This window comes from Dactylosporangium sp. NPDC005555 (assembly GCF_040605635.1).
GTDB lineage: Bacteria > Actinomycetota > Actinomycetes > Mycobacteriales > Micromonosporaceae > Dactylosporangium.
On the sequence record NZ_JBEXDG010000006.1, the window covers coordinates 135,293 to 152,116 of the forward strand.

Below are 16,824 nucleotides of genomic sequence, written 5' to 3' on the forward strand. Positions count from 1 at the left end.
CCTAGTTCGCGGGTATGGGGAGGAGCGGGCCCGACAGCGTTGTCGGGCCCGCTCCGCGGTCCTGCAGTTTCGTGCGCACCTCACCCGCCTTCGGATGCGCGAGCACGTCCAACGTCCGTAACGACCGCGTCCACGCGGCCCGCGCCTTGTCCCACCGTCCCGTGGCGGCCCAGGTGTCACCGAGCCGGATCGACGCGTCGGCCTCGTTGAAGCGGTCGCCCTGCTCGGCGTACCGCAGCAGCGCGTCCTGATAGCGCTCGATCGCCTGGTCGTGCTCGCCGAGCCGGTGGTGGATGTAGCCCAGGCTGTCCAGCGTCGCCGCGACCCCGGGCGCGTCGCCGAGCGCCCGCTGCAGCTCAAGGGCCTCCTCGCAGCACTCCAGGGCCAGATCGTGATGCCCGAGCCGGGCGTGGTGCCAGCCCACCGAGTTGAGCGCCCTGGCCTGGCCGACCGGGTCGTCCGCCAGCCGGAAGAGCTCCAGCGCCAGCTCGTCGTGCGTGACCGCCTCCGCGAATCTGTCCTGCGTCTCCAGCAGCCACGCCAGCGCATGCACACAGCGCGCCGCCCCGGCGTGGTCGGCCAGCTCGACGAACAGTTCGAACGCCACCCGCAGATGCCGCCGCGCCTCCTCGTGCCGTCCGCTGCGGATGCACCCGCCGGACAGGCTGCGGTGCGCCAGCGCCAGCGCCGCCCGGTCCCCGAGCCGCTCGGCCGCACCGACGGCGGCCCGCTGCGTGGAGATCCAGTCACCCCAGTGCCCACCCCGGTCGAGATGGTCGGCCATCGCCCACGCCAGCCGCCAAGCCTCCCGGTCGAGCCCGCCGGCCACCGCGAGCTGCACGGTCGCGATCAGCGCCGGCCGCTGCTCCTCGAACCACGCCACCGCCCACGCCCAGTGCTCCGGTGTCGGCTGCGGCTTGGTGAGCCGCTGCCCGGCGGTGTTCCGCGACGGGTTGAGGGCCGTCGCCGCGCCCGTCGCCGCCTCGACGTAATACGCGACGAGGCGCCCCCGCGCGGCGACCCGCTCCGCCGCGGGCTCCACGGCACGGGCGAGGTCCGACGCATACGCACACAGCAGGTCGTGCATCCCGAACCTCCCCGGCCGCGCCTCGATCACCAGCTGCGCCCGCACGAGCTCTGCCATCAACGGCCGCACCTCGTCCGGCGGCAGGTCCGCGAGCGCCGCCGCGGCCGCGATCCCCAGCTGCGGGCTGGGATGCAGCCCGATCAGCCTGAAGAGGCGTTGCGTCTGTTCATCGAGGCGTTGGTACGACCAGGAGAACACCGTCTCGACGTCGGCCCTCGGATCGTCGGACCGCAACGCGTCGAGCCGGCTGTGCGCCCCGGTGAGATCCGCGGCGATCGCGGCGAGACTGAAGTCCGGATGCAGCGCCGCCCGCGCCGCGACGACGGACAATGCCAGCGGCAACCGCGCGCAGGCCGCGACGATCGCCCCGACCGCCTCCGGCTCCCGGTCCGTCCGCTCGGTGCCGATCCGCCCGGCGAGCAGCGTCCTCGCGTCGTCGGCGTCGAGCAGGTCGAGCGTCACCGGGTGCGCCCCGTCGGCACTCACCAGATCCGTGAGCTCCGCCCTGCTCGTGACCAGCGCCAGTGCCGCCCCGGTCCCCGGCAGCAACGGCCTGACCTGCGCCGCCGTCGAGGCGTTGTCCAGCACGATCAGCATCCTCTTGTCGCGCACGAGTTGCCGGTACCGCCGGGCCCGCGCCCCCGCTTCGGCCGGCACCTGCGCGGGAGGTACACCCAGCAACCCCAACGCGACGCCGAGCGCGTCGAACGGACTGACCGGATCGCGGCTGCTCGACCCGCGCAGATCCAGGAACAGCTGCCCGTCGGGGAACTGCCCGGCGACCCGATGTGCCCAGTGCACGGCGAGCGCCGTCTTGCCCACCCCCGCGGTCCCCGACACCACGATCGGCCGCCGGCGCCGGGCGAGCAGCTCGTCGAGGTGGTCGAGCTGCCCCTTCCGCCCGGCGAACATCCCCAGATCCGCCGGCAACTGCCGCGGCGGGTCCCCACCCTGCTCCGTCTCCGCCGGCTCCTTGTCCCGTGCGCTGTCCCGCGTGCTGTCCCCGCGCAGGTCCTTGTCGCGGCGTGGCTCTTCTCCCCGCGCCGCCGCCCGCAGCTCCTCGACCCGATCGCGCGCCGCGGCGAGGGCCCGCTGCTCGCCAGGGTCCGCCCCGAGCAGCCGCACGAAGTCGTCGAACCGGTCCGTCGGCGGCAACACCCGCCCGGCGAGGTATTCCCCGACGATCCCGTGCGACCACCCGGTCCGCGCCGCGATCCGCCTGTACGTCAGCCGCGGATGCCCCTCCCGCCCGGACTGCCGCAGCCGCAGATCCCGCAAGAGCCGAGCAAGCTGCTCCATGGTGCCGACCGCCACCGCGTCCTCGCGCATGTCGTCCACTACTGCGATTCCTAACGTCCCGCCCGTGCCGCGAATGCCAGTGTCCCCCGCGCCCGCAACCACCCACCCCTGCAATCACCCGGAAGTGCCACACTCGCGCACGTCGATCTCGGCGAACCGGACGAAGCCACCACACAACCCGGACGTTCACCCCCGTCGGTCTCGAGGCGGGCGGAGTTTTCCATGATCCGGAAGAGTTTGTGCTGCTCTGGAGCCTGTTGCGAAATGGCCGTCTCACGTTCCGTGCTGAGAAAAACACGGCTGTGCGAGCCGGTCGCGGCCGATCGGTAGCCGTCGAGGGTCGCGACGACCGTCGACGAGACAGTTTTCCGCCAAAACGCAACAGGCTCTCTGGCGACACAAAGTCTTCCGGATCATGGAAAACAGGTCAGCGGCGGGGCGGGGTCACTGGAGGCGGCGGATCTCCCGGGGCAGGCCGCGCATCCAGGCTCGCAGCAGCGGAGTGACCGTGCGGGCCAGCGGGCTGGGCGGGGCGTCGTCGATGGGGGAGGTGAGGTGGTCGCCGGCGAAGACGAACGGGTCGATGAGCGGGGTCGGGCGGTGGCGGTCGTGGGAGTCGCTGCGCTCCAGGGCGTCCTCGACCAGGGTGCGGAAGTCGGCGGGTGCGACATCTTCACGGATGGCGCGGATGGCCTCGTGGAGGTGGCGGCGGACGCCGGACTGCTGCTCGTGGGCGGGGGAGCCGACGCCGACGAGGAACGTCAGGTAGGTGCGGGTGAGGCGGCCGTCGGAGCGGTCGAGATAGCACTCGACGGAGCGGGTCCAGCCAGCGCGGGAGACGGAGAAGCCGAGGCCGACCGTGGTGCCGTCGGCGGCGAGGAGGCGGTGGCAGCCGCTGGCACGCTGGGGGCCGGCGAGCTCGGGGGACCACACCGGGCGGCGGGCCCCGGCGGCGACCATGCGCTCGACGGCGGCGGCCGCGGCGGCGCCGACCCGGCCGCCGGCGATGCTGCCCAGGCCGAGGACCACGGCGGGGGCCATCGGGGTGGTGGCGCGCTCGAAGCTGGGCAGGACGTCGGAGAGCAGGACGGCCTCGAGGGTGCCGCCGGCGGTGACGTGGGCCATGGGGTCGCCGATGGTGAGGGCGGCCATGGACACGAAGGCGGCGCCGGCGAACTCGGCGTCGGTGGGGTCGTCGTCGGGGACGAGCGCCGCCGGGCCGCCGAGGATGCGCCGCAGGAGGGGGTCGACGTCGCCGACGACCGCGGCGAACAGGCCCGGTGGGCCGGCCGCGGTCGAAGGCGAGCGCCGGTGCGGCGTGCGGCGGTGGACAGACTGCTGGCGGTGCCTGCGCTTGTGGCTACGACCACGACTCCCCGGACCCATGCCTGCAGTCTGCACCCACCCCCCGACAAAAAATCGGCGTACACACCGTCAATACGTGCCCGGACCAGCGGAAAGAAGAATCATGAAAGGCGGATCAGCAGCTCCGCCAGGTCGGCCGGGCGGCTGAACATGGCCCAGTGCCCGGTGGGGAGTTCGTGGACGCGGTAGTCACTGCGGTCCAGGCCGGCGAAGAAGGGATGGTCGCTGTCGATCATCTGGCGGACGAGCTCCAACGGAAAGGTCGTGCAGATCAGCTCGGTCGGCGGCTGCGAGGCGGACGAGAGCCGCAGCGGCGACAACGCGCTGGCCAGGGGATGCGGCACCGCGCGCCGGAGCAGGGCGGGGATCAGGCCGGCGAACTGCACCGGGTCGTCGGCCGGGTCGAACGACGGCGGCGGGATGAAGACGCCGTCGGTGTCGCCGGGCGGTGACACGTCGGCCTGCGCGACGCCGTCGGGCAGGGGACCACTGTCCACATAGATCACGCGCGCGACCTTGACCCGATCGGCCGCACCGCGGACCGGCAGCCCGCCGTAGCTGTGCCCGACCAGTACCACATCCGCGGCGTCACCAACGGCGGCCGTCACCTGCGAGATGTGCGTGTCGAGGGTGGCGCCGGCGGAGAGGTCGAGGTCCAGGGCGGTCACGTCGTGGCCGGCGGCCCGCAGCGGCGCGGCGACCGCGTCCCAGGCCCAACCGCCGAGCCACATACCGGGAACCAGGATGAAGTGCGTCATGCCACGACCGTAGAACCAAAACAGGGCGGATCCCGCCCTGATAAAAAGAGCACATGTCGACGGGCAAAGTCCTCGCGCTGCTGGAGCTGCTCCAGGCGCAGCCCGGCCTGACCGGCCCGGAGCTCGCCCGCAGGCTGGAGGTCGACGGCCGCACCGTCCGCAGGTACGCCACCACGCTCGTCGACCTCGGCGTGCCCGTACAGGCGGACCGCGGCCGATACGGCGGCTACCGGCTGATGCCCGGCTACAAGCTGCCGCCCCTGATGCTGACCGACGACGAGGCCGTGTCGGTGGTGTTCGGCCTGCTCACCGCCGCTCGGCAAGGCATGCCGGCGCCGGCGGCGCTCGCGAAGGTCGAGCGGGTCCTGCCGGCCAGACTGCGCGAGCGGGTCCGGGCGGTCCGCGAGACGCTCGGCTTCACCAGCCTGGAGAAGACAGCGGTGATGCCGCCGGCCGGGCACCTGCTCACGCTCGGCGAGGCCACCCGCGCGCATCGGCGGGTCCGGGTCACCTACCGGTCGTGGAAGGCCGAGGACACGGAGCGGGAGTTCGACCCGTACGGCGTCGTCGTCCACAACGGACGGTGGTACACCGCCGGCCACGACCACCGCAGTGGCGAGCTCCGCACGCTGCGGATCGACCGGATCCAGAGCATCACGGGCCTGGACGCGCACTTCGAGCCGCCAGAGGATTTCGACCCCGTCGAACACATCCTCCGCGGCCTCGCGGCGACACCCTTCCAGCATGAGGTCGAGGTCGTGTTCCGGGCCGAGCTCGCCGAGGTCGCCCGACGCGTCCCGCCGGCGGTCGGCACCCTCGCCGTGCACCCCGGCGGGGTCCTGCTCACGTGCCGCGCCGAGCGGCTCGACGGGATGGCGCGGATGCTGGCCGGGCTCGGCTGGGACTTCACGATCGAGCGCCCCGACGCGCTGCGGGAGGAGGTGACGGCGCTGGCGCGAAGGCTGGAACGCAACGTCAGTCGTGGTTGAGGGTCGTGCTCAGCACCACGGTCGCGACCAACGAGCCGATCGTGAGCCAGACCAGCCGCCACGTGTACCGGTGGCCGAAGTTGAGCGTCCACCCCGAGCCCTGCCGCTTCGGCACGAACATCGCCGGGTCGTCCGGGTTGACGTAGAAGCCGCCGCGCCACGCGCGTGGATCGGCGCTCATCCCGCGTCCGTCGCCGCCGTCGCGACGCTTCGGAGCCGGGACCGCGACGATCGCTAGAGCGAGGACGGCGACCATGAAGGCGATCGCGAGGAGCTCGGCCAGGGCTGCGTGGTTCACCATTCGAGCGTGCCACCGCTTGTCACGGTTCTTCAAGTGGAACGTGTCAGAAGGTGCGCCCGCTGCACGTCGTTGCCGGAGAGATCGGCCGCCCGGCGGAACGCCTCCCGCGCCTCCTGCTCCCGGCCGAGCCGCCGCAGCAGCTCGCCGCGGACGACGTGGAACACGTGGTAGCCGGGCAGATCGAGGGCGTCGACGAGGTCCAGCGCGGCGGCCGGACCGGACACCTCGGCCACGGCCACCGCCCGGTTGAGCGCCACGACGGGTGACGGAGCAAGGTGCAGGAGCTGGTCGTACAGGCGGAGCACCTGCGGCCAGTCGGTGCTGGGTCCATCGGTGTGGACGGCGTTGATCGCGGCCTGCAGCTGATAGACGCCGGGCCGGTCGAGGGTGAGGCACTGCCTGACGAGCAGATGGCCCTCGGCGACAAGGCCGGCGTCCCACCGGCTACGGTCCTGGTCGCGCAGCAGGACGAGCTCGCCGCCGGGACCGGTCCGGGCCGGCCGCCGCGCCTCGATGAGCAGCATCAGTGCGAGCAGGCCGTTGACCTCGGGCTCGGCGGGCATCAGGCCGTGCAGCAGGCGGCCGAGCCGGATCGCCTCCGCGCACAGGTCGGCGCGGATCAGCTGTTCTCCGGAGCTCGCGGTGTACCCCTCGTTGAAGATCAGATAGATGACCGCGAGGACGGGCCGCAGTCGTTCGTGGAGCCGTTCGTCCGGTGGCACCCGGTAGGGGATCCCGGCGTCGCGGATCTTCTGTTTGGCCCGCACGACCCTTTGCGCGATGGTCTTCTCCGGTACGAGCAACGCGTGCGCGATCTCCGCGGTGCTGAGCCCGCCGAGCAGCCGGAGTGTCAGCGGCACCTGAGCGTTGATCGACAGTGCCGGATGGCAGCAGGTGAAGATCAGCCGGAGGAGGTCTGGCCCGTCCTCACCGGGAGCGTGCAGCAGCGCCGCCTCCCGGTGCCGGTCCTCGCGCTTGGCCTCGCGGCGCAGCCGGTCGACGGCGCGGTTGCGGGCGGTGGTGATGATCCAGCCGGCAGGGCTCGGCGGCGGACCCTGCGCGGCCCAGTGGGTGACCGCCGCGGCGAACGCCTCCTGCACCGCCTCCTCGGCGAGGTCGATGTCGCCGAGCATCCTGACCAGGACGGCGACCGCGCGCCCGTACTCCTGCCGGAACGCCGACTCCACGGGTGTCATCGAAACGGCCGTACCTCGATCGGCAGCCGCGTGGCGCGCATCGCCCTGCCCGCCCATTCGAGGGCCTGGTCGAGGTCCTCGACCGCGATGACGCAGATGCCGCCGAGGTGCTCCTTGCCCTCGGCGAACGGGCCGTCACTGACGAGCCCGGGCCGCATCGTGGTCGCGGTCGAGGGCGGCAGCAGCCCGCCGGAGAACACCCAGACGCCCGCGTCACGCATCGCCTGGTCGAAGGCGGCGACGTCCGCGGCGATGACGGCCATCTCGTCCGGCGACGGCGGCTCGCCCTCGCTCGGTTCGATCACGCTGAGCAGGTACCGCGTCATGGTCACCTTTCTACCCGAGGGTCCACGTATCCTTTTCTGCGGCATCTTCACGGAAGGGGTTTCACGTGAGCAGCGAAACGCTGGAGTTTCAGGCCGAGACGCGGCAGCTTCTGCAATTGATGGTCCACTCGATCTACTCGAACAAGGACATCTTCCTGCGGGAACTGATCTCCAATGCATCCGATGCTCTGGACAAGCTTCGCATCGAGTCGCTGATCGACAAGGATCTGGAGGCCGACACCTCCGACCTGCACATCACGCTCGCTGTCTCGGCCGAGGACCGGACGCTGACCGTCCGGGACAACGGGATCGGGATGTCCCGCGACGACGTCGTCCAGCTCATCGGCACGATCGCGAAGTCGGGCACGGCCGAGATGCTGCGCAAGATGCGCGAGTCGAAGGACGCCGCCGCGAAGCAGGAGCTGATCGGGCAGTTCGGCGTCGGGTTCTACTCGACGTTCATGGTCGCCGACAAGGTCACGCTGGTGACCCGGCGGGCCGGCGAGACCGGCGGCACCCGCTGGGAGTCCACCGGCGAGGGCACGTATGAGATCGAGGCCGTGCAGGACGTGCCGCAGGGCACCTCCGTGACGCTGCACCTCAAGCCCGAGGACACCGACGACCAGCTGCACGACTACGCCGCGGACCACAAGATCCGCGAGATCGTCAAGCGCTACTCCGACTTCATCGCGTGGCCCATCCGCGTGGAGGGCAAGGACGAGCCGCTCAACTCGATGAAGGCGCTCTGGGCACGGCCCCGCAACGAAGTCAGCGACGAGGAGTACCACGAGTTCTACAAGCACGTCTCGCACGACTGGACCGACCCGCTCGAGACGATCCACATGAAGGCCGAGGGCGCGTTCGAATACGAGGCCCTGCTCTTCATCCCGTCGCGGGCACCGTTCGACCTGTTCAGCCGCGACGGCAAGCACGGCGTGCAGCTGTACGTGAAGCGCGTCTTCATCATGGACGACTGTGCGGCGCTGACCCCGCAGTACCTGCGATTCGTCAAAGGCGTCGTCGACGCGCACGACCTGTCGCTCAACATCTCCCGCGAGATCCTGCAGCAGGACCGGCAGATCCAGGTGGTACGGCGGCGGCTCGTCAAGAAGGTGCTGTCGACGCTGACGGAGCTGCGGGAGTCCGAGAAGTACAGCACCTTCTGGGCCGAGTTCGGCCGGGCGCTCAAGGAAGGCCTGATCGACGACACCGACAACCGTGACACCCTGCTCGACCTGCTCCTCCTGCCGTCGACGGCGTCCGGCGAGCTGACCTCGCTGCGCGACTACGTGTCGCGGATGAAGGAGGACCAGAAGGACATCTACTTCATGACCGGCGAGTCGCGCGCGATGGTCGAGCACTCGCCGCACATGGAGGCCTTCCTCGCCAAGGGCTACGAGGTGCTGATCCTCACCGACCCCGTCGACGAGGTGTGGGTCGAGCGGATCACCGAGTTCGACGGCCACCCGCTGCAGTCGATCGCCAAGGGCCAGGTCGACCTCGGCGTCTCGGAGACGCCCGCCGAGCAGCGGGAGGAGTTCGCGCCGCTGCTCACCTGGCTCGGCGAGCAGCTCGAGAGCGACGTGAAGGAGGTCCGGCTCTCCTCGCGGCTCACCACGTCGGCGGCGTGCATCGTCGGCGACGAGCACGACATCACGCCGACGCTGGAGAAGATGTACCGCGCGATGGGCCAGGAGATGCCGCACACCAAGCGGATCCTGGAGCTGAACCCGTCGCATCCGCTGGTGACGGGCCTGCGTTCGGCGCTCGCGGCCGGCGCTTCCGATCTCACGGAGACCGCGGAGCTGCTCTACGGGGTCGCGCTGCTCGCGGAGGGCGGGGAGCTGAAGGACCCGGCCCACTTCACCCGCCTGGTCGCCGACCGCCTGGCACGGACGTTGTGACGGAGGGGTATCGAATTCTGTAGATGGCGTTGCCGCGTTCAGGTGTCCCTGAGCTGCCTGAACGCGGCCGTCGGAAATTTTGTCGTACCGATGCTGTAGAACTACCGGCGTCAAGGATCATCCGACGCTGGAGGTCATGGCTGTGGACCCTGTGGATGCCGAGCGGCGCTCGGTAATGCCCATCATCCCGCCGGTGAAGCCCCGCAAGCTGGCCAAGGTGCCGTTCGTCGAGCTGGCCGACGGGCGGTTGCAGGGGGTCGTGTCGAGCGGCTCCGACGTGGAGCGGGTCTATGTCTCCTCGATCGGGGCCGGCAGCCACGGGCTGAGCTGCAGCACCAACAACAACCGGCCCTGCGGCGGGCTGCGCGGCTCCTATCCGTGCAAGCACCTGCAAGCGCTGCTCGACGAGGCGGTGCTGCAATATGGCGCCGACCGGGTCACCCGCTATCTGCGCATCGAGGTCGAGCCGGGCGTGAGCCCGGCCGCCGGGCTCCGCGCGCACCATGAGCCGTCCCCGGCGGCGACCGTGTTCAGCAGTTTCCTGCGGCACCTCGCCTATCTGGAGCTGCCCGACACCACGCTGCCCGTGCCCGAGCTGCACTGGTTCCCGTCGGTCGGGGTGGCCCGCTGATGCTTCCCACCCAGCTCAGCGCGCTCCTCGCCGATCCCGCTGCCGGGGTCTGTGAGGCACTGGACCTCGTCTCCTGCGTCGACCAGGGTCTTGTCGACGGACTGGCCCGCGTCGCACCGTCGGCGTTCGACGGACTCGCCGACGCGTTCTCCGGCAGCCCGCTGCGCGACCGGGTCGCCGAGGCCGTCGACAAGATCGCGGCCGGGTCGATCTCCGACGAGCACCTGCTCGCGCTGGCCGGGGCCCGGTCGGCGCTGTTCGGTGCCGTCCACGACGCCCTGCTGAGCCAGGCCGACACGGCACTCGGCCGCACCCGGCTGCCGTGGCCCGGTCGCGTGGGGGACGCCGCCACCGCCGGCAACCTGCTGGCGGGCAGCCGGTCCTGGCTGCGCGAGCTCGCCATCACCGGCTGGCGCGGCGTCGACCACGACCTGGTCACCGCCGCCGGGCAGATCATCGCCGCGGCCCTTGCCGAGCCGCGGTTGCGGCGCCTCGCGACCCTGCTCGACGGGCTCGCCGCCGAGCTGCGCGCGTGCAGCCCGATCGCGACGATGGACCGGCCGCCGGTCCGCCGCTGGGGCGACCTGTGGAGCCGCGCGATGCTCCTCACCCAGGACGGCGGGCGGACCACCCCGTCCGAGCCGGTCACCGGCCGCCTGCTGCTGCTCGGCGCCGACGTCCACGAGCACGCCACCGCCGTGCAGGTCCAGATCCACGGCATCCTCGAAACGCCGGGCACCGCCCCGCGGCTGGTGCGCACCAGCGTCGCCGCACCGAAGGTCGACACCATCGTCGGCCCCGCCGTGTGGCGGCTGTTCGCGGCGCATCCGGTGCTGCTCGGCGCCCTCGCGGAGCGGCTCGCCCTCGACGTCACCGACATGCCGCTGCTCGACAGCGGCGACCTCGTCTGGAGCGACGCGCGGGCCAAGGCCGGCCCGCCGGCGGACCCCTTCGCCACCGCCCGGGTCCTGCTGCCCACCGCCGCCGCACCCGCGGTGCCGCCGCTGGAGCGCCACCCGGCCCGCCTTGCCGAGCCCGTCCTCGTCGAGGGCTACAAGGCCACCGACGGCGCGTTCACGATCGGCGAGGCGACGATCGCCGTCGACACCACCCGGCTGCCGTCGTGTGGCCCGCTGACCCCCCAGCTCGTCACCGCCTCGCAGGCCTGCATCGGTCTGCTCCGCTGGGACGCGGGCGCCTGGTCGCTGCAACCGGTCGCGGTCCTCACCACGGCCAAACGCCAGCCCGTGGCCGTGCACACCACCGACTGGGCCCTCGGCCCCACCGACCCGAAGGTGGTCAAGGCGGCCGCGGCCGCGGGCGACGCGGTCGCCGTCCTGCGTGAGCGGGCCGGAAGGTTGCTGCGCAAATGAGCGACGAAAACCGCCGCCAGGTCCTCTACTGGCGCATGCTGGCCCGCGTTTTCGAGGCCGACGAGCAGCACGCCCTGGAGTCGGCGAGCCTTGCCATCGTCGAGGACATCGGCCTGCCCGCAGCCCTGCTCGACCCGGGCGTCTCGGTCGACAACCTCGTCCAGCGCCACCCCGGCCTCGCCACCGCCTTCGACGGCCTCCTGACCCCCACGGACCACGCCCACCCGACCCCCGACACGGACAGCCACGGCACCGGCAACAGCGGCAACGGCGTTGCCGACGGCGGCACCGGCGGCAGTGGCGGGGCTCCTGAGGGCGGTCTCCCCATCGGTGGTGGCGGACCTGCCGGCGGCGGACCTGCCGCTGGCGGGCTTCCCGGCGGCGTCCCGCCGAGCGGTGTCGCCGGTGGTAACGGTCGGAGTGACGAGGTGCGGCGGGCGGCGCTGGTGTCGAAGCTGCTCATCAATGTGTTCGCCACCGGCAGCGGCAACGTGAGTGCCACCCAGCTGGCCAACTGGCAGGCTGACGCGGGATGGTTCGAGCGGGCGCTCGGGATGGAGCCGGGTGAGCTGCGGGGCAGGCCCAACTCGGGCGGGCTCGCCGGGGCGCTCGGTGGCCTCGAGGGTGACCTGGTCAAGCGGATGCACCTGCGGGAAGTGCTCGCCAACCCGGCCCTCGCCAAGCAGCTCACCCCGAGCATGTCGCTCATCGAGCAGCTGCTGCGTGACAAGGACAACCTGTCTGGCGTCGCGCTCGCCAATGCGAAGGCGCTGATCCGCAGGTTCGTGGACGAGGTCGCCGAGGTGCTGCGCACGCAGGTGCAGCAGAGCAGCGCCGGGGTCATCGACCGGTCGGTGCCGCCGAAGCGGGTCTATCGCAACCTCGACCTCGAGCGCACCATCTGGAAGAACCTGACCAACTGGAGCCCTGAGGACGAGCGGCTCTATGTGGACCGGCTCTTCTACAAGCAGACCGCGAAGCGCACCACGCCGGCGCGGCTCATCGTGGTGGTCGACCAGTCGGGCTCGATGGTCAACGCGATGGTGAACTGCACCATCCTCGCCTCGATCTTCGCCGGGCTGCCGAAGGTGGATGTACATCTCATCGCGTATGACACGCGGGCGCTGGACCTGACGCCGTGGGTGCACGACCCGTTCGAGGTGCTGCTGCGCACGCGGCTCGGGGGCGGCACCGACGGCACGGTCGCCATGGCGCTCGCGCAGCCGAAGGTCGCCGACCCGCGCAACACGGTCGTCGTGTGGATCTCGGACTTCTACGAGTCGCAGTCGCAGCCGTTGTTCGACTCGATGCAGGCGATGCACCGCTCGGGGGTCAGGTTCATCCCGGTCGGCTCGGTCAGCAGCGGCGGCCAGCAGAGCGTCAACCCGTGGTTCCGCCAGCGGTTCAAGGATCTCGGTGCGCCGGTGCTGTCCGGCCACATCCGCAAGCTCGTCACCGAACTCAAGAACTTCCTCGCATAGGAGACCGACATGACCGACGACATGCTGCGCGCCCCCGCCGAGGTCAAGTACGCCGAGGAGCTCGACTGGCTCGAGTCGATCGACGACGGGCCGAAGCCGTTCTCGTGGCGGCTCAGCCCCAAGATGGTCCGCCTGTTCGTGCTGGGCTCGGAGAGGGCCGACGGCCTGGACCGGGTGGTGCCGCAGAAGTGGTTCGGCGACCGCAGTTTCGTCGAGCGCAGCATCGTGACGCTCGCCTCCGACCGCGGTCTGCTGCTCATCGGCGATCCCGGCACGGGCAAGAGCTGGCTCGCCGAGCTGCTGTCCGCCGCCGTCTCCCGCAACTCGACGCTCGTCGTGCAGGGCACCGCGGGCACCACCGAGGACCACATCAAGTATTCGTGGAACGTCTCAATGGTCATCGCGAAGGGCCAGTCCCGGGCGTCGATGATCCCGTCGCCGATCATGACGGCGATGGAGCGCGGCGTCATCGGCCGGTTCGAGGAGCTGACCCGCTCGACCAGCGACGTGCAGGACGCGCTGATCTCGATCCTGTCCGAGAAGTACGTGTCGATCCCCGAGCTCGACGACGACAACATCGTGTTCGCGCAGCCCGGCTTCTCGATCATCGCGACGGCCAACAGCCGCGACCGCGGCGTCAACGACCTGTCGTCGGCGCTGAAGCGGCGGTTCAACTTCGTGCGCATCCCGGTCGTGACCAACAAGCGCAGCGAGGCGGAGATCGTCCGGTTCCGCACGACCGAGCTGCTGCGGCGGCACCGCATCGAGCTCGACGTGCCGCCCAACCTGCTCGACATCCTGCTGCAGAGCTTCGCGGACCTGCGCACCGCGGCGGCGTCGGCGACCAGCGACGACGAGAAGCTCGAGTCGGCGCTGTCGACCGCCGAGCAGATCGGCGTGCTGGAGGACGCGATCCTGCACAGCACGTTCTTCGGCGACAGGACCCTTCGCGCCCAGACACTCGCCGGTTCGCTTGTCGGCTCGCTCGCCCGGCGTACCCCCGAAGACCTCGCGATCCTGAACAAGTACTGGCACGGCGTGGTCGAGCCGCGCAGCAAGCAGGACGGTGGGGAGTGGCCGGCCTTCCTCGAGGGCGGCCGCGAGGCGATCGCCACCTTGTCATGAGTGAGCCGTTCGGGGCGCTGCGGCAGCAGCTCGTCGAGGCGGCGACCGCGTTCGCCGGCTCGCCGGGTGCCGTGCCCGACATCCTCGCCGGGATCGTCGACGACGTCGACCGGGCGCTGCGCGAGGAGCTGGAGATCTTCCCGGTCTGCCACCACTCGCCGGCGTCCGCCCTCGCCATGGTCCGCAGGCTGCGCGAGAAGCAGCCCAAGGTGATCTACCTGGAGCTGTGCGAGGACCTCACCCCGCTGCTGACGGAGCTGCGCAACTGCCGGCTGCCGGTGGCGCTGCAGGCGTTCGCGTCCGAGCTGGACACGTTCCCCAAGGACTGGGGGCCGCTCAGCGTCATCGCGCCCATCACGGAGGCGTCGGCCGAGTATCAGGCCATCGCGTACGCGCTGGACACGCCCGGCGTCGAGCTCGTGCTCGTCGACCGCTCCACCGACCACGTCTTCCAGTGGCAGCCGCGCACAGACAACGCCGCGGCCGAGGGCGAGCCGGCGGACGCCGACGCGGCGGACGAGGACGACGCAGGGGAGCTGCACGGCGACGCGGTCGGCATCGAGATCGGCGACCTTCGGCCGCGCTTCGCCGAGCTCGAGGCGCACCTGCTGCACCACGGCAAGGTGCGGCACTGGTCGGAGTGGTGGGACCAGTATGTCGAGCAGCCGCTCGTCGAGGCCGACTACGCGACGTATCGGCAGGTCATGGTGCTCATCGGCAGCCTCTTCCGGCGGCTGGCGCCCAGCAGCGCCGAGCGGGTCACCGTCGACGAGGACCGTGAGCGCTACATGTGGACCCGCATGCGGGAGCACCTCGCCACGTCCGGCGTCGACCGGGCTGACTGCCTGTATGTGTGCGGCGCCTTCCACGCCGCGAGCAGGGTCGAGCAGTTCGGCACCGGGCCGGACGCGGCGCCGTTCGTGATCACCCCGCGCACCGCGACGAAGTGGCTCTACGGTCTGATCCCGTCCAGCCACTCCGCCATCGAGGGCCAGTTCGGGCTCGCCTCGGGCTCGGTGTCGATCGCCGCGGCGACGTGGGCGAAGGCGGTCAGCCGGTCCAAGCTCGCCACCTTCCAGCTCGAAGGCCAGCGGGGCAGCCGGAAGCGGGCCGCGCAACCGGCTGCGGCGGTGGCCGGGGCCGGCCCGGTCGCCGACCAGCTGACCCAGTTCCTGGCCAGCCCGCCCGACCTGCACGGGTTCGACGAGGAGGAGCTGCTCGGCTGGTGCGTCGACATCGTCCGGCTGGCCCGCCGCAACGGCTACCTGGCCAGCACCGCGGACGCGATCGCCGTCTTCGAGACCTCGATCCTGCTCGCCGGGATGCGCAACCGGGCCCGGCCCACGCCGTACGACTTCCAGGACGCGGCGGTCACCTGCATCGAGAAGGACGTGACGCCGGGCAGGCGGGACGTGCGCCGGCTCTGCGAGATCCTGCTCGGCGGCGACCGCGTCGGCCAGGTCGGCTATGACGCCCTGCCGCCGCTGGCCCGCGACGTCTACGACCGGCTCACCCCGATCGGTCTCGACCTGCGCAAGAGCACGGTCCAGCGGGCATTGCTCGACCTGAACGGCCGGCTCGAGCTCGTGCCCTGCTCGCATCTGCTGTGGATGCTGCGGTATCTGCTACCCGACGGCGCCGTCCGGCCGATCATGGGCTCGCGGCGGCTCGGCGAGCACTCCATCCAGGAGAGCTGGGATCTTGCGATCGGCAGGCACCAGCGGTACATCATCGAGCTCGGCTATGAGGGTGTCACCGTCGAGCAGGTCGTGGAGCGCAGGCTCCGGCGGTCCGTCTACGCACCCGACGCGACCGCGGCCGTCGCTCTGCGCGCGGTCGAGGACTCGATCCTGTTCCTCGGCAGCCGCAGGTTCACCGACGAGCTCGGCGCGCGGGCGGTCGAGCTGCTCGCCGGCGAGCGCACCGTCGACGACGCGCCCGACGTCCTGCGCCGCATCCGCCGGCTCCTCGCGCACTACCGCGCCACCGAGCCGGAGCTGCCCGCGTGGTGCGGCTCGTTCGTCACCGCCGGCTATGCGCACTACTGCACCCTGCTGCCGACGGCGTTCGTGGACGACGAGACCGGCGTACGGCAGGTCGGCGCGATGCTCGGCTTCCTCTTCACCATGGAGGGCCTGGCGCTGTCGCTGGGCTGCGACCGGGCCCAGCTCGAGCTCGCCGTCCGGCAGTCGCACCCCGAGTCGCCGGCGAAGGTCGCGCTGCTGTGGGCCGCGCAGCACCAGCTCGGCCTGCTGCCGCTGGCGGACCTGCGGGCCAGGTGTGCCGAGCTGCTGCGCAATCCGCTCGTCGTGCCGACGTTCCCGCAGTACCTGAGCGGCTTCGTCCAAGCGCTGGAGCCGGTGCCGAAGCTGGCCGCGTTCGTGGTCGAGGTGATGTCGGACGCGTTCGCCCACCTGCCCGACCCGGTTCTGCTGCCGTGGCTCCCGACGCTCATCACGACGCTGCGCGACCAGGCGGGAGAGCTGGTCCCGCTGCTGATCCGCGAGGCGGGCCGCACCTTCCCCGCCACCCTGCCGGCCGTCGACGCCTGGGTCCCGCCATGGGCCGCCGGCGCAGGAGGAGCGGGCGCACCGGCCGGCCGCGGTGGCGCGGGAGCCAGGTCCGGAGGCGTGAGTGGCTCAGGCGCCGGGTCCGGAGGCCTGAGTCGCGCGGGCGCCGGGTCGGGCGGCTTGGGCGGAGCGGCCGGTGGGTTCGCCGGCGTGGGCGGTGGCGTTGCCGGGGAAGGGGACGGGTCCGAGTGGTGGGCTGCGGCGGTGCCGGTCATGCGGCTCCTGGCCGGGCACCCCTCGACCTGCGACGGAGTGACCGAGCTGCTGGGAATCGCCGGCGATGGTGTGGCGGGCCCTGGCTGGCTCGACCTCGATGTGCCTGTGGCGCCCGCCGGCTCCGGGCAGTCCACGGTGCGGAGCCTGCTCGCAGGCCACCCTGAGACGGCGGAAGCCCTGGAGGCGCTGCTGGCGGTGGGATA

General features: G+C 71.5%; 12 protein-coding genes and 1 pseudogene. 7 read left to right on the forward strand and 6 right to left on the reverse strand.

From position 1 onward, the window contains the following. Position 1: 1 nt before the first annotated feature. The 3 genes from ABZS58_RS09480 to ABZS58_RS09490 form a co-directional block, all read right to left on the reverse strand. Positions 2-2,416, reverse strand: a complete 2,415-nt coding sequence (locus tag ABZS58_RS09480; RefSeq protein WP_354779404.1) for a tetratricopeptide repeat protein — start codon at positions 2,414-2,416, stop codon at positions 2-4. 414 nt (positions 2,417-2,830) lie between these two features. Continuing rightward, on the reverse strand, positions 2,831-3,772 hold the full coding sequence (locus ABZS58_RS09485) for a hypothetical protein (protein ID WP_354779406.1): 942 nt from the start codon (positions 3,770-3,772) through the stop codon (positions 2,831-2,833). Between the two features lie 80 nt (positions 3,773-3,852). After that, entirely contained in the window at positions 3,853-4,509 is a 657-nt protein-coding gene (locus ABZS58_RS09490; protein ID WP_354779408.1) for an alpha/beta fold hydrolase, read from the reverse strand. Between the two features lie 53 nt (positions 4,510-4,562). Between ABZS58_RS09490 and ABZS58_RS09495 the strand changes: the two genes are divergently transcribed. Next, the gene (locus tag ABZS58_RS09495) at positions 4,563-5,498 is read left to right on the forward strand and encodes a YafY family protein (RefSeq protein WP_354779410.1); all 936 of its coding nucleotides are present in this window, start codon (positions 4,563-4,565) and stop codon (positions 5,496-5,498) included. Here the strand turns inward: ABZS58_RS09495 and ABZS58_RS09500 are convergent. Genes ABZS58_RS09500 through ABZS58_RS09510 form a run of 3 tightly spaced genes read right to left on the reverse strand, consistent with a single transcriptional unit; the run spans position 5,485 to position 7,321 of the window. Then, complete coding sequence (locus ABZS58_RS09500) at positions 5,485-5,799, reverse strand: DUF5808 domain-containing protein (RefSeq protein ID WP_354779412.1); 315 nt, start codon at positions 5,797-5,799, stop codon at positions 5,485-5,487. The genes ABZS58_RS09495 and ABZS58_RS09500 overlap by 14 nt on opposite strands. Before the next feature lie 29 nt (positions 5,800-5,828). Further along, positions 5,829-6,995, reverse strand: coding sequence for an RNA polymerase sigma factor (locus ABZS58_RS09505; RefSeq protein ID WP_354779414.1), 1,167 nt, complete (start codon positions 6,993-6,995; stop codon positions 5,829-5,831). Next, complete coding sequence (locus ABZS58_RS09510; protein ID WP_354779416.1) at positions 6,992-7,321, reverse strand: YciI family protein; 330 nt, start codon at positions 7,319-7,321, stop codon at positions 6,992-6,994. Before ABZS58_RS09510 ends, ABZS58_RS09505 begins: the two co-directional genes overlap by 4 nt. A gap of 65 nt (positions 7,322-7,386) precedes the next feature. Between ABZS58_RS09510 and htpG the strand changes: the two genes are divergently transcribed. From htpG to ABZS58_RS09540, 6 genes and pseudogenes are all read left to right on the forward strand, one after another. Continuing rightward, entirely contained in the window at positions 7,387-9,225 is a 1,839-nt protein-coding gene (gene htpG, locus ABZS58_RS09515) for a molecular chaperone HtpG (RefSeq protein ID WP_354779418.1), read from the forward strand. A 136-nt stretch (positions 9,226-9,361) separates the two neighbouring features. Next, the gene (locus ABZS58_RS09520) at positions 9,362-9,856 is read left to right on the forward strand and encodes a hypothetical protein (protein WP_354779420.1); all 495 of its coding nucleotides are present in this window, start codon (positions 9,362-9,364) and stop codon (positions 9,854-9,856) included. Continuing rightward, positions 9,856-11,229, forward strand: a complete 1,374-nt coding sequence (locus ABZS58_RS09525) for a hypothetical protein (RefSeq protein ID WP_354779422.1) — start codon at positions 9,856-9,858, stop codon at positions 11,227-11,229. The genes ABZS58_RS09520 and ABZS58_RS09525 overlap by 1 nt, the downstream gene beginning before the upstream one ends. Next, entirely contained in the window at positions 11,226-12,710 is a 1,485-nt protein-coding gene (locus tag ABZS58_RS09530; protein WP_354779424.1) for a VWA domain-containing protein, read from the forward strand. Before ABZS58_RS09525 ends, ABZS58_RS09530 begins: the two co-directional genes overlap by 4 nt. 9 nt (positions 12,711-12,719) lie before the next feature. Next, positions 12,720-13,835, forward strand: a complete 1,116-nt coding sequence (locus ABZS58_RS09535; RefSeq protein ID WP_354779426.1) for an AAA family ATPase — start codon at positions 12,720-12,722, stop codon at positions 13,833-13,835. After that, positions 13,832-16,402: pseudogene (locus tag ABZS58_RS09540) on the forward strand (DUF5682 family protein); the annotation flags it as partial. The gene ABZS58_RS09535 and the pseudogene ABZS58_RS09540, both read left to right, overlap by 4 nt. Positions 16,403-16,824 lie beyond the last annotated feature (422 nt).